Annotated in this window: 9 protein-coding genes, 1 tRNA gene and 2 pseudogenes; 2 read left to right on the forward strand and 10 right to left on the reverse strand. The window is 46.8% G+C overall.

From position 1 onward, the window contains the following. Positions 1 to 118 precede the first annotated feature (118 nt). The 5 genes and pseudogenes from XZ46_RS20055 to XZ46_RS30490 form a co-directional block, all read right to left on the reverse strand. Positions 119 to 2311, reverse strand: coding sequence for a lytic transglycosylase domain-containing protein (locus XZ46_RS20055; protein WP_008053118.1), 2193 nt, complete (start codon positions 2309 to 2311; stop codon positions 119 to 121). Positions 2312 to 2345: 34 nt separating this feature from the next. Next, positions 2346 to 3416, reverse strand: coding sequence for a class I SAM-dependent methyltransferase (locus XZ46_RS20060; protein ID WP_008053119.1), 1071 nt, complete (start codon positions 3414 to 3416; stop codon positions 2346 to 2348). Positions 3417 to 4044: 628 nt separating this feature from the next. Beyond that, positions 4045 to 5112 carry an RNA-guided endonuclease InsQ/TnpB family protein gene (locus XZ46_RS20070; protein ID WP_230428072.1) on the reverse strand — a complete coding sequence of 356 codons (1068 nt, stop codon included), beginning with the start codon at positions 5110 to 5112 and terminating at the stop codon, positions 4045 to 4047. Between the two features lie 37 nt (positions 5113 to 5149). Beyond that, positions 5150 to 5725, reverse strand: a pseudogene (locus tag XZ46_RS20075) (IS607 family transposase); the annotation flags it as partial. A 112-nt stretch (positions 5726 to 5837) separates the two neighbouring features. Further along, positions 5838 to 6230 (reverse strand): annotated as a pseudogene (locus tag XZ46_RS30490) (zinc ribbon domain-containing protein); the annotation flags it as partial. Between the two features lie 150 nt (positions 6231 to 6380). On the opposite strand from XZ46_RS30490, the gene XZ46_RS20080 reads away from it, so the two are divergent. Beyond that, positions 6381 to 6923: a DUF1176 domain-containing protein gene (locus tag XZ46_RS20080; protein WP_008053156.1), complete on the forward strand. Its 543-nt coding sequence runs from the start codon at positions 6381 to 6383 to the stop codon at positions 6921 to 6923. A 138-nt stretch (positions 6924 to 7061) separates the two neighbouring features. Here XZ46_RS20080 and fba read toward each other — a convergent pair whose 3' ends face one another. The 4 genes from fba to XZ46_RS20100 all read right to left on the reverse strand — a co-directional run bounded on the left by fba (position 7062) and on the right by XZ46_RS20100 (position 11674). Beyond that, a complete protein-coding gene (gene fba / locus XZ46_RS20085; RefSeq protein ID WP_006624033.1) occupies positions 7062 to 8141 on the reverse strand; it encodes a class II fructose-bisphosphate aldolase in 1080 nt (359 codons plus the stop codon). Positions 8142 to 8495: 354 nt separating this feature from the next. Then, a tRNA-Lys gene (locus XZ46_RS20090) sits at positions 8496 to 8567 on the reverse strand. Between the two features lie 71 nt (positions 8568 to 8638). Beyond that, positions 8639 to 9529 (reverse strand): aldose epimerase family protein, encoded by an 891-nt coding sequence (locus XZ46_RS20095; protein WP_006624034.1) that lies wholly within the window; start codon positions 9527 to 9529, stop codon positions 8639 to 8641. A 189-nt stretch (positions 9530 to 9718) separates the two neighbouring features. Beyond that, positions 9719 to 11674: a CapA family protein gene (locus XZ46_RS20100; RefSeq protein ID WP_008053164.1), complete on the reverse strand. Its 1956-nt coding sequence runs from the start codon at positions 11672 to 11674 to the stop codon at positions 9719 to 9721. 249 nt (positions 11675 to 11923) lie between these two features. On the opposite strand from XZ46_RS20100, the gene XZ46_RS20105 reads away from it, so the two are divergent. Continuing rightward, positions 11924 to 12235 carry a DUF6679 family protein gene (locus XZ46_RS20105; RefSeq protein WP_035760090.1) on the forward strand — a complete coding sequence of 104 codons (312 nt, stop codon included), beginning with the start codon at positions 11924 to 11926 and terminating at the stop codon, positions 12233 to 12235. 9 nt (positions 12236 to 12244) lie between these two features. On the opposite strand, the gene XZ46_RS20110 is transcribed toward XZ46_RS20105, so the two are convergent. After that, complete coding sequence (locus XZ46_RS20110; RefSeq protein WP_228116380.1) at positions 12245 to 13786, reverse strand: MBL fold metallo-hydrolase; 1542 nt, start codon at positions 13784 to 13786, stop codon at positions 12245 to 12247. Positions 13787 to 13836 lie beyond the last annotated feature (50 nt).

Below are 13836 nucleotides of genomic sequence, written 5' to 3' on the forward strand. Positions count from 1 at the left end.
TCAGCTAGGAATAACGGAATCATACACCATCTTGCCAGGAAGGGAGAACCAAAATATATTTTTCTTATTAATTCTGGACTCTCCCCTCTCGCAGATTAACAGTCAGCCCACCATAACTTTAGTCAAATCTATCATTAAAGGTGCGGATATGTTCTGCCAACTTTTGAGAAATTTCTGGGTTATAAATCCTGAGATAATTCCAGTAATTTCCAAACACAGATTTCACATAACCATAGGTTTCAGGATAGGGGATTTTATCGATAAAGTCATCAGGATCATTAAAGCCAAACCGCCTTACCCAATTAGCTACCGCACCCGGACCGGCATTATAACTCGCCACAGCCAACAGTGAATTATTGTTATATTCTCGGTGGGTAAAATCAAAGTAATAAGTTCCCAAATTTACATTATCTTCAACATCTTCTAAAGAGTAGTTAGTCAGTTGAATTTTCTGGGCTACTTCTGCCCCGGTTTCGGGCATTACCTGCATTAATCCAGTCGCGCCAACCACTGACTTAATTGAAGGCATAAACCGCGACTCCTGGCGAATTAGAGCGGTAACCAAGACTGGATTTAGTTGGCGTTTATTTGACCAACTCACAATAGTTTCTAGGAAAGGAAAAGGATATAAAGACTCCCAATAACCCGGTTTTTGCTTCAAAGCCAGATATTCCTGATGTTCTTCGGGGTCATTCCGACGGCTAAGGCTGGAAATCATCCACAGTCCATCTAAGTTGTCACCGACGGCAATTCGCATTAAACCATCAGTATATTGTTGGGCGACAGAAGGCTGCTGACGATAATTACTAAATTCGACCTGCCACAAATTCCAGGCATCCTGACCGCGCCCTAGGCGATATAATTCCCTTACTGCCTCGGAACCTGCGGGCGGAATAGGTAGCTGTTCTAAGTGTTCCACATGGGGAGAGAGGGGGCGCACAGTGGTAAAATCTCCCACTGGCCAACCCAAAAACACGGCAGCCCGCCAAGCATAATAAGATTCAGGATATCTGGCTAACAGATATTCAAAAGCCTTGGTGGCATCTTGTGAATTCCCCTGCTGTCGCGCCCACCTTCCCAGCATAAAGGTAGCTTGCGGCGCTAACTCACTATCGGGGTTTTTGGTAATTAACTGTCGTGCCCATTCTGAAGCCAGATCCAGTCTTCCGGCTGTAGCACCCTGTTGGGCGAGAGTCCAACGCAACTGGGCGGCGGGTTCGGAATCACTATATTGACTTAGCAATAACTGACGACTCTGAGAAGCTGTCTCGGTAGATCTGAGTTTATCAAGCACATTAGCGCGCTCTAACAGGGCCTCGGCGGCATGATTAGGGAAATTGTCTACTACTTGATTAAGCAGGGGTAGGGCTTCTCTAGGCTCGACTAACCGCGCCAGTCTAATCCTTCCTAAGCCGGCATCTTCACCCCCAGGATCGGTTTGGGTGGGGAATGCGGCAATTAACTCTTGATAGGCGCGACGTGATTCGGGAATTTTGCCACTTAACCATAGTCCCCTGGCGTGTCGATACATATTTCTAGGGGTTTTTGGGGCTTTGGAATAGGCGATCGCCCCTTGACCATAATCCATCTTCTCCCAATAGCCAAAGCCAATATTTTCCCAATCCTCTGGGGTAAGTTGTTGTTGATAATTCTGAGTTAACTTGGCTAAATAAGTGCCATATTCGGGTAGATGAATACCATGTTGGGCAATTAATAGCAATAATGGGAATTGATCGGGATTCTCTCTCAGGAGGGTTCTGGCAATTTCTACGGTCTGCGGGTGGGCGGGAAATTCAGCGATCGCCCTATCCCAATATTCCCGATTAGTTTCGCCTAAAGCATATAACCCCATGACCACGACGGGATCTTCTGGGTGGCCATCCACTAAGGCCTTCCATGACTGTGAGGCTAATCGTGTATCTCCAAGCTGTTCATAAGCCAAAGCCCGCATTTTCAGGATATGACCCGCTAAGACACGATAACTCCTCTCTAATCCATCTAACTTTTCGAGGGCGGCTTCTGGCTGTCCGGCTTCTAATAAATCCGCGGCTAGTAAAAATCTAGCGCGATCGCGATTTTCGGAGGTAGTTCTAGTGGTGGCAATTTCTTCTAATTCCTGGCGGCGGGATGCTGGAGACAACACCGCCAAACTCATCACAGCTTCTGAAGGCTGGGAAACTTCCGACATTTCCCCGGTCCGAGAAGACCAAATTTTTGGTAATTGCATCATCGGGAAAAATATTCCCACCAACAATGCTGCCACAGCAGCCACAACATACAGCGAAACTTGGGTAACTTTTCCCTTTAACATAATTCTTGAATCGGTAAGTTGTTTTACTTAAAACTTAATTCACCCGACAGAGTATCCATCGCAATGATATGGGAGGGTTATGTATCGGAAAGACATCTCTACCCTGACTCCAATTTTCAAACCAACCCGTTGGAGGCCAGGATTCGGAGGGGAGGTGCGATCGCTCATACTCATACACCGACTCATCGGATAATACCTCTAATGGTAAACCGGCCATGATCGAATTGAACTCCGATCGCGTGATTAAATAAGACCATTGCACCTGGGAAAGTTCCCTCGCCCGGTTATCAGGTTCATAACCTGGCTCTGTTAAAAATGTGTTAAACAACAACAGCCCCCCCGGTCTGATAGCATTACACATTCTCGCTAACAGGGTTCGCACATCCTGATTATTCCGAAAATGGGAAATCACCTCCGACACCAACACCAATTGATAGCTTTTCTGGGGTAATTGCAGAGACGGGTTCAAAATATTACTTTGGATAACCCGCACCGGTAATTGGTTCTCCTGGGCTTCTTTCGCGATAATTTGGGCAAATTCTGGAGTTAATTCTACGGCATCTACAGGATGTCCCCGCCTCGCTAAAGCTAAGGTATTGCGACCTACCCCAGCCCCTACGTCAAGAATGGGGGCGTTGGAGGGGGGGTTAAACTCTTTTACCACATCCATCAGTTTAGCGTCAGCATGAGAGCCAAACAAGGGTCCCTGGCGACTGGTTAACCACCGTTGATACTTCTGTTCGACTGATAGAATTTCTGTGAATACGCTTAATTTTAAGCCGCTGGTGAGTCCTTGGGTGGGGTCTGGCGGCTCGTATTTAAAAATTATCCGAGAATGGGGTGATTGATTGTAACCGTATCCTAGTTTCCGCGCTACTAATTCCCGCAGGGCTGTCATTTCTTCCTGGGTGAATGTCTGTCCTAGGGATTTTAAAATTCGATCAAACTGGTCCATGTATTCGTCTATCATGGACGGGATACAGGGTAGGCTCATTTGACCGCTGGCTGCTGTGAGTCGCTTTACCTTTAATGAAATGGCGTTTGATAAAATGGCGTTGTTCATATTTTGGCGATCGCTCAGAGATATCGGCTTGTTTGCTACCACCGGTCAAGTATCCTCAATATACAGATTAAGTGCATTTCTGCTAATTTAACAAAAATCTGCCCATAATTTGGTTAGTTCCGGCTATCACGTAAAACTCCTGGGAGGGTTGGAAGCTCCGTGATTTATCGCGGAGAGGAAAACCGACTCAAGCGGATGACCGCCGCCAGCACCCCCTTGCGGGGTGGAGGGGTATGGTTGCCCCTCCATGGAGCTATGGTTGGCTCCGACTCCCTTGCGGGGTAATGTTTGCGCTTGCGCTAACGCGCACGCTGCGCGAACGCCAATGTTCAGAGTCGGTACTATCCAAATCGCACGTCCTTAACCCCTTAGAGATGTTTAACGATTCGGTTCATGAGCCTGGAACTAGCACGCATTCCAGGGTAAGAACTTTAACTCTTGCTCTGAACGTAGCCAGTTAAGGCTATAGCTGGTCAGCTACCTGAAAGGGGGGCACGAAGCCCCTGTGCTTCAGCCGGGGGTGCTGACATTTAAAATTACCTGGTTTGTGCCTACGGATGATGTATGACCACAGTATATGCTCATCTGTATTTAAAAATATGCGAAAATTAGCCCTAACTATGGCGATCGCCTGCTTATTCTGCCAGCATGGTAGTGTTCCCTGATACATTTACGCGACATTTATCCGGCTATTGCCGGACAATGCGACGATAGCACTATTACCCGTTAAGGTAACAGAGGCGGTATCCCGCAAAGCTTTTAGAAAGATTCCAAAAGCACCGTTCCAGTCCCTGGGTAGAGTGAACCCGCACTCCGGACATCGGAACACTTTTGAGCCACCTAGCTGGGAATGCACATGACCACAGTGAGTACAGGTTTTGCTGGTGTATTCTTCCGTCACATCTACAACTGTGGTTCCAGTTATCTCGGCTTGATGTCTCAGGGTTAGTTTGAATCGATAATGCGCCCATGTCAGCATGGCGCGGGCAGTCTTGGATTTGATTTTCCGCTTCACCTTGGCAACCATATCGGAAGTCTCGAAGGTCGGCAGAAAAATTATGCTGTAGTTGTGAGTCAAGTAGTGAGCAATTTGTTTGTGGGCTTCATCAACTAGATTGCGGATTTTGGTTCTCATTCGTTGAGCCGCTTGCCTCATCCGTCGCCTTCTTGAACGACAGGGTTCCTTGGCGATTCGGCTCATCAAATCATCCAAATGTTGACATAGCCTAGTAATGCGTCCAATATCCCCGGAGCCCAATTCCATAAACCGAGAGCCATCAAACCCAGTTATGAAAGTTCGCACACCCGGGTCTAATGCAATTACGCCATTCGCTTCAGTTGGGGTAACGGCAACTGGTTCAGGGAAAATCGCAAACCATCGACCTTTGGTAAACACCAACTGAGTCCCTTGCCCGCAAGTTTTAGGGATGGGTTCGGAAACCATGAAAGTTAATCCTTTCGTTAGTCTTGGATACCAACTCCCTGAAGAGAAATTAGCATCGTTAAACTTGATGGCTTGAGAACTATCCCGACAGCTCCTAAACCTGGCGCCTGGACTGGCTGAAAAGGCGAGATAGGCATCAAAGATGGCATTTTGCCGAATGTGGCAGGGTGTTTCTTTGACCCATTCGGGTAAGTCACTCTGCATCACTTCGTTGCGTAATTTCAGTTTGCTTAGTCGTTTACCACTCCTAGATAATGCAATTGCTTGGTTGTAGCAATACCGACAAGCAGCCAACCATTTGCGCCAGACTTGATTTAGCTCCGGGCTGGGGTAAATCCGGATCTTCTTTGACCTGAGTTTTGTATTTACGCACTCCGTATAATCGGGAACTGAAGCAGTGGAGGATGGCGAGGATGTCCTCAACCATTTCTCGTTCTGGACTGAGACTTGTCTGGTTGAGAACCATGAGTGAACACCTGTTTTGCTCACAGAGCCATCGAAACAAGTCAAATCCCCATATTGCCAATCGGTCTTGGTGGGCAACGACAACCATGCGGACATCTCCTGACAAATGATGTCCCAGTAAGGCCAGCATTTTCTTTCCCTTGAAGTTGAGCCCGCCTCGGATTTCTGAGACGACTTCTGCTTCGGGGTAGAGGTTGGACAGTGCGGCCACCTGTCGGTTGAGGTCGGACTGCTGGGCGCGGCTACTAACTCTGGCATAGATAACGACTTGGCGTTTGTCACTGCCTGATATGGAATCAGAATATGACTCAACGTTGTATCGTCGTTGCCCAGCGGGGGTTCTGATGGTGTCGATTGAGCCATTGTCGTCCCATCTGCGGAGTGTTCTTTCATGGACTCGAAGGATTTGGGCCGCTTCCTTGGGTTTGACATATCTGGCAATAGGTTTATCCTCAACCCTTCTCGCTTATTATACCGTATTGCCCTAAAATATTAACTTAATTTGAGATTAAATCATGCTCCCTCCGGTCAACCTGAGCAAGTTACTGATACATTTACGCGACATTTTTCCGGTTGTTCCCGGACAATGCGACGATAGCACTATTACCCGTTAAGGTAACAGAGGCGGTATCCCGCAAAGCTTTTAGAAAGATTCCAAAAGCACCGTTCCAGTCCCGTGGTAGAGTGAACCCGCACTCAGGACATCGGAACACTTTTGAGCCACCTAGCTGGGAATGGACATGACCACAGTGAGTACAGGTTTTGCTGGTGTATTCTTCGGTCACATCTACAACTGTTCAGTTATTTCCGCGCTTATGTCTCAGGGTTAGTTTGAATCGATAATGCGCCCATGTCAGCATGGCGCGGGCAGTCTTAGACCTGATTAGACGCTTCACCTTGGCAACCATATTGGAAGTCTCGAAGGGGGGCAAAAAAATCAGGCTGTGTTATGGGATGGCCAGGGATGCGACCCAATCAACCAAGGGGTTGAAGTCCTCACCGGGTAGTTATTTCGCCCATTTCAGCTCTATTTCATACCCGAAGGTCTCGCACCATACTTGGTATTATACCGTATTGCCGTCAAATGTTAACCTAATTTGAGATTAAATCATGCTCCAGAAGCGATCGACGAAGACCTTGAGCAAGGTGATCCTTTTTTTCGGGTTCCTGAGTCCATAATGCAGTATTTTTACAGCAATCGTGACCAATTAACCCTTTGTCCCGGTGGTACTTCTTTCCCCTTTCAAGTCGGTTCCTTTGCTTATCCTTTGGGAACTCAGGGATATTTGGTACAATTACTCTGCTTTCAAACAGCCTACCAAAATAATTATAATTTCTTTGTCTATCGAGAAACTAATCAGGGTGTTAAGGTCTCGCGGGTTAAATTACCATCATTTGAAATCAACTCTAGTGGTCAAAGGGTAGAAACTCAGATTGATGAGGTCGTCGGTTTGGTTGATTATGACCCTATTCAGGGTGTTTTAACTGTCTTTACCAAATATCGGGGTATAGGAGATTGTGGATCTTTTGCTAAATATCAATGGGATCAAGTCGATTTTCAGGCGATCGAATATCGAGAAAAGTCTGATTGTGATGGTAATTTTGTCGAGCCAGAAAATTACCCCCAAATTTATCCCTAATCTCCTCTATAATCCCTTTTGATGAATTCACCCTCTCCTATCAACCTGTTTCTCGAACCTCCTCAAAAAATAAAACCCGGCATAAAACCGGGTTAAATTAATTATTTAAAAACCCATCTCTGAGTTAACATAAGTTAACTACACAGCCACAGCTTTTTTAGAAGTTGCACTCAAAGCACCACTAGCATATTTAGCCGCGAACTCGTCGAGAGTTTGAACTTTAATCTTGTCAGCATTACCAGCAGTTCCGAACTGTTGATAGCGATCGGCGCAAACCTTCTGCATATACTTGATAGAAGGCTTCATGAAGTGGCGGGGGTCAAAGTTAGAAGGATCTTTAGCCGCAGCTTCACGAATAGCAGCAGTAATCGCCAAACGGTTGTCAGTATCAATGTTCACTTTCCGAACACCACTCTTGATACCTTTCTGGATTTCTTCAACCGGAACACCGTAAGTTTCAGGAATTTGACCACCGTATTGGTTGATCAAAGCAATCAGATCTTCGGGAACAGAAGAAGAACCGTGCATCACCAAGTGGGTATTTGGTAAACGGCGGTGGATTTCTTCAATGCGGCTGATTGCCAAAATTTCCCCAGTCGGTTTACGGGAGAACTTATAAGCACCGTGGCTAGTTCCAATGGCTACAGCCAAAGCATCAACCTGAGTACGTTCTACAAATTCAACCGCTTGATCAGGGTCGGTCAGCAATTGGTCGCGAGTCAGGACACCTTCCGCGCCGTGACCATCTTCCTTGTCACCCATACCAGTTTCCAGAGAACCCAAGCAACCCAGTTCCCCTTCTACACTCACACCAATGGAGTGAGCTACATTAACCACTTCAGCAGTTACCCGCACATTGTACTCGAAATCAGAGGGGGTCTTGGCATCAGCTTCCAGAGACCCATCCATCATCACACTGGTAAAGCCATGACGCATTGCAGAATAGCAAGTGGCGGGGGAATTTCCATGATCCTGGTGCATAGCCACAGGGATATGAGGATAGGTTTCCACCGCCGCCAAGATCAGGTGGCGCAGGAAGTTTTCACCAGCATAAGAGCGAGCACCACGAGATGCTTGCAGGATCACGGGGCTGTTGGTTTCATGAGCAGCTTGCATGATCGATTGGATCTGCTCCATGTTGTTAACGTTGTAAGCCGGGATGCCATAATCATTCTCAGCAGCATGATCTAGCAGCAACCGCATCGGTACTATCGCCATAAAGTCTCCTCCTAAGTCTTCTTAATCTCTAATTGAGGTTTTGATTAAAACAATCTTAAAACAATTTTACGATTTATGGCTAATTGTATCAAGTTATGTTTACTGAACTACCCGACGCTGAATCTCAAACTACAGCCCGGGCTTCCTACCCACCAAACCGAGTATAGCAGTTTTTCCTCGCTATTTACTGCCGTGTCAGGTGTATCCATCATACCATCAACGATGAATCTGTCAATTTTCCGCCCATCGTAGCTGGCTTACCGCCGCCCCCCCTCAATGGAAAGCGACTAATCCCGACGCTCCCCTGTCGGCGCGGAGCTAATTACGCAATTATCACTGGAAACACAGTGCGAATGGGTCGCCCGGGACTCGAACCCGGAACTAATCGGTTAAAAGCCGAGTACTCTACCATTGAGTTAGCGACCCTCGTGAGTGGTTTTTGTAATCTCACACAGTTTTCTATAGTAGCATAGCTAATTTTGGTTGTCAAACATTTTTTATAAAAAAGTTGCCATAAGGTAAACTACCATCTCGCAACTGGTTCCCGGCTTTAGGTGAGTTAGCAGTTTTCCGGTGTTCATAGCGTTTCTCGGTGCAGTCCAAGGTTCGAGACAAACATAATCCTTACCCTTGACAGTCCAAAAGACTACACGGGAATAAGCTGCACTGTAGTTGAGGGATAATCTTAAATTGCGACTTAAATCAGTCATGGTCGCTCCTAATCCGGTCAAAGGCCCAAAAATCCCATCGATTTCTTCGACATTAGGATCAAAGTAACCTCGAAAATCGTGGAGACTCTGGGTGGGTTGGTCCCAATACTGCATGGCTGGAATGTGAAAACGCAGTTGACTTTTATCTGGGACCCAGAAATAAGGATGTAAACCGGCTGAAAAAGGCATGGACTCAGGGGGCATACTGTTCACTAACCCTGATAGATTAGTGTAACGCTGGAAAATCTCTAGTCCGTTTCCCTTGAGGGTATAGGTAAACTCTAATTCAAAGTCAAAGGGATATAGCGATCGCGTTTCCTCATTGCTAGTTAACCCTAGAGTAATGGAGGCGGCGTTGGTTTCGTCTTGTTTTCTTACGCTCCAGGGTAAATCACGAGCAAAGCCATGCTGTTTTAGCCCATATTCCCGGTCTTGGTGAGTATAACTATTATCGGGTAAATTTCCACAGATGGGAAACAGAATCGGAATACCACCCCGGACGGTCAAACTGGGGTCAGCAAACCTTTCCTCATCCATATATAGCAGTTCTTCACCTTTAACTGACCAGCGAGTAATTAACCCACCCCTTTCCGGTACTACCTCCAGACAGGACTCTGCCTTATGGTCACATAGGGTATAGGTCTTATATTGTTTTTGGTTAAGTGCGATCGCAAACACAGTAATTTATTCTTCCTTGGGAATTTAGTAGAGTTTGTCGGGTGCCGTCACACAGTGATAATTTTCATGATCTTCCTCGGAGAAACCCCATCCCGCAAGTGGAGTGGGGCTGTTGACGAAACACGACAAATGACATGGGGTGACGCACGCTGACATTGTTGAAAGTTTTAGATCCTGACCAATAAACCTCTAACACCCTAGTTGAGGAAGACGAATAGCCTCACCACTATGAGCCAGAGGAGAAACCCTATCGGTTTTAGCGATCGACTGATCACATTTAGCTTGGCGGTGAGACCCGGCTGTTAAATAGCCGGAAATTTCCGACTGGGAATCATTGTAGCTGCCTTCTGAAGTTCTCGCTTCAGGTTGAGGGAGAGAAATAAAAGGTTCGGTAATAAAAGGAGTTTTGATAAAAGGCTGCAACTGCTTGGACTCCCCAGAAGTTTCCGACCATGGGGTTGTCGGCTGATCAGCATCAACGGAAGATTCACTATCCGCATCATCTAAGATAATAGTAGTTGATTCTTCATTCCTCGATAACCCAGGGGACAAAGTTTCCTGATGTACTTCAGGAGTAGTTATAGCATCACTCAAAGCGGGTTCAGTAGAACGAGCCTTCAGGACTACCTGGTACGGCATCGGCTGATCAAAAATCCGGGAAATGCGCTCAATATGGCGTAAAGTAGCCTTGGCGCTTTCCCCTTGCATTACACGAGCCTGATATCCTCGCACCTCAACGGGTAAAAATTCCACCTTCATTTTCCGATTTTGCTTTAGTGAAACCCTTAAAATGGCTGTATCGTAATCACTGCGATTGTTACCACCAAAAATAAAATTTCCCAAGGAATAAACAATTGGTCTGCCTTTATATATCTCGGCACCCTGAAGAACCTGGGGATGATGTCCAATCACCACATCGGCTCCCTGGTCAATGGTATAGCGACCCAGATCAATTTGCCAATCTCCGGGATAATCAGAAAGTTCAACTCCCCAGTGATAATTAACAATTACCCAGTCTACCTGGTCACGCACAGCTTTAATATCTGCGGCGATCTGTTCATTATCACGAGAGTTAGTTCCCGCCCGATTTTCCCCGGCCGCATTCAAATCAGCATCATAATAGCCAAAATAAGCGATCCGCTGTCCTTTTACCTCAATAATTTTCGGTCGTCGCGCTTCGACGATATCCCGCCCTGCTCCGATCGCATGAATACCGGCTTGCTGCAAGGTTTCCAGAGTTTCCACCAGTCCTGCTTCTTCGTAATCCATGATATGGTTATTGGCTAAATTGACCAGATCGATGCCACCTTCTGTTAATACCTTAACTGCTTCTGGATCAGCTTTAAAATTAAATTGTCGATTAGGGCGTGCCAGAGTGGCTCTGGTCAAAGGATTTTCCAAGTTGACCATAGCTAGATCCGCATCCCGATATTCCTGTAGTTCGGAAAAAGCCCAACTATAATTATCACCAACTTTCTGAGCAAAGGAACTAGCCAGGTTCACATCTCCCCCAAACATTAATGTTACGGTAGGGTCCTCTGGATTTAATACATTTTCATGTTGAATCACGGGGACAGTTTCTAAAGCTGCCCGCACCTGATTAGGTCTAGTGACTGGGGGAGATGTCATCGCTACCTGACCCGACTGCCTCCGCTCGTCTCCACGGGAATAGGTCATAGCTTGAGCATCCCGACCAATTACCTCATAATAACTCACCCAACATCCCAGAACTAAAGTAGCGGTTACTGAGGTCATTAGCAGCAAGGTCCGCAGGGTTTTAAAGTCCAGGCGAGTCCCTTTTCGTCTATGGAAATGTTGACGCGCGGCGGGTGTGACAATACGAACGGACTGGTTCCACAGGATATCTGGTTCACCCATGAAGCGACCGGCAATTTTTACCCCCAAGACCTGGGGAGAGTTCAGCTTCCACAGGACATGACAAATATATTTAATAATTCTCTCGGCGATCGGTTCTTGTTGAAACTCCACCAGCACCTGCAAACATCCTTTGCGATCGGGGATGACCCGCGCCTGTATCCCCTGGGGGGCTAGGTAGCTATTAATCAGATAGGCGATCGCCCGAAAATCACCCGATCGCGCGAGGTCAAATACTGTGGGTTGGGATAAATTTTGTGCGTAAACCATAATTGAGATCTTTTTCCGGCTAGATTAATAACTTCCCGCCTCCGCATGGATCGGAGTGATACCGAAATTTGTGATTACACTGTATAATAATAAGCAATGATGCGCTATTAATAAAATTACACAGATGGGATTCAGTCAAACATCAGGTACAATAAGCGCGCATGGATGACTTATAATCATCCCCATCAGACCAACGCCTTAATATGGCGATTTGACCTAGCCAGCGAACTTCTCAGGATTAAGTTAAAAATGCTACATCGCAAGATCTATCAACTTTGTTGTGATGGCCGCGAAGTCTGCATCTTTTTGCGGGACCAGCAAAGGTGGATCGAAAAAGCCCATATTCTTGATATCGAGGGGGATTTGGTCACGCTGCGCTACGAAACAGAAGAAGATGACGAAGTGTCTTCTTGGGAAGAAATCGTGCGCCTCGAGAGCATCGGATCTATTAGTCAAAAGTTGGCATCAGTTCCCCGTGGCTATTTCGAGCTACAGGTATCTGATGAATGTCCAGAAGCCGAGCAACTGCGTAACCCTTCCACCGACTCCGATCGCGAATAGTCCCTTCTGTTACTGGTCTCGGGGGGCTAACGGCTCAAACACCGGACAGTAACCCTCTGGGGTGACTTTAAAGCCATATAAAGCCGAAACTGGGTTCCAACAACGCCCGCTTCGGTAATATTGGCAATTCCCGCAACAGTCTAAGTCTGATGGCATTGTGCGATCGCTCTGACTGCTGAGAAATTCCCGCTGGGAAATTCCCCGCAAAACTAACTCTTCCCCCTGCCATCTGGCCTCCACAATTCCCGTATCTGCAAAGGTAGACCACCGTGGATCGACAGACAAAGCATTGGGTAGGGTAATATTTAACTCGGTAGCCGACTCGGTTAACTCCCCCTGATAATGGGTTTCTGGGAGGGTCGGTTGTAGAAAAGTCTCCCCAATGGGTAATGGGACCTGTGCGCCTGCTGCTGGGTAATGCAATTGGTAGCGGTTCCGCAATTCGTCTAAATTGGTTAAATCCGCTAAATAAATAGGAGAACCATGCACAAAAATCACGTGCTGGGGTCGCAGGTTATGAATCAGTTGGGTAGTTCCTGGACCGTCGCAATGTTCGGCCAGAAAATAGCTTTCTAACAAAATTTCTCCAGAATTGACCAAGGTTGATATTTCCCTGGTGTGTCCGGGAGTTTCTGATAAAAATAACGTCCACAACCGAGGACGATAGCGCAAATACTGTTCAATATCCGTCTCGTCATCTACAATCACAATACAGGGGGATTGCTCCAGTTCTGGCAACAATTCGGGGGAGAGGCGACGGACACGAGGCTTGATTCGCTCATCCCAAAATAGTGGCTGATGTTGGGCAAAGTTCTGTATATTCGCTGGGAAGTGGGGTAGCAGTTCCAAATATATATCGCACCCGGTTTGGACTTGGCCATCAACCCAAATGTCAATATCCCTACCTGTGAAGTAGTGGTGGGAACGCAGTAGCATTAATAATTCCTGACCTAACCCTAATGCTGGGGTGGGAATTAGTACAGAATAACCAGAGGCGATCGCTCGATAAATTCTTTCGGCTAGTTGGTTTTCTAATTGGCGGCGGTGGGGATAGCGTGCAGTTCCATAGCTCCCTTCCAAAATTAGCACATCCGGCTTGAGTCCCCGCAACTCCCCTAGGGGTAGACCCTCCACTAATCGAGAATTGGATAGGAAAAAATCCCCCGTATAAAATAACTTGTAGGTGCGATTCGGTGCATTATATTTCAGCAGCATACAAGTCGCGCCGGGCAGGTGACCAGCAGGAAATAGGGTGATGCTTAGTCCTTCCTTCAGTCGGACTTCTGTTCGCAGCGGTAGGGATTGGCAAAATTTCGGCATTTGCCCTGATGACAGTTCCTCTGGCCAGTTGATGGGTAACAATTGGCTAGTAACATCACTGGCATAAATTGGTAACTCTGGACAGCTTTCATGTAGTGCCAACAAACCCCTAACATGATCCGCATGAGCATGGGAACAAATCACCAAGTCAGCTATACATCCTTGGGAAGATTTTAGCAGCGGCGAAATATCCCGCAAACCACAATCAAGCAAAATGTGATGGGGCCCCATGCGTAACAACAAACATACCCCATCATTTTCGTGTCCAACACTATAGGGAA

Source organism: Limnospira indica PCC 8005, from assembly GCF_000973065.1.
In the GTDB taxonomy this organism is placed as follows: domain Bacteria; phylum Cyanobacteriota; class Cyanobacteriia; order Cyanobacteriales; family Microcoleaceae; genus Limnospira; species Limnospira fusiformis.

What these genes read in the sequence shown, in the direction of transcription:
- XZ46_RS20055 (WP_008053118.1), bottom strand. Translation starts at nt 2,311, where the DNA reads ATGTTAAAGGGAAAAGTTACCCAAGTTTCGCTGTATGTTGTGGCTGCT.
- fba (WP_006624033.1), bottom strand. Translation starts at nt 8,141, where the DNA reads ATGGCGATAGTACCGATGCGGTTGCTGCTAGATCATGCTGCTGAGAAT.
- XZ46_RS20100 (WP_008053164.1), bottom strand. Translation starts at nt 11,674, where the DNA reads ATGGTTTACGCACAAAATTTATCCCAACCCACAGTATTTGACCTCGCG.
- XZ46_RS20105 (WP_035760090.1), top strand. Translation starts at nt 11,924, where the DNA reads ATGCTACATCGCAAGATCTATCAACTTTGTTGTGATGGCCGCGAAGTC.
- XZ46_RS20110 (WP_228116380.1), bottom strand. Translation starts at nt 13,786, where the DNA reads ATGGGGCCCCATCACATTTTGCTTGATTGTGGTTTGCGGGATATTTCG.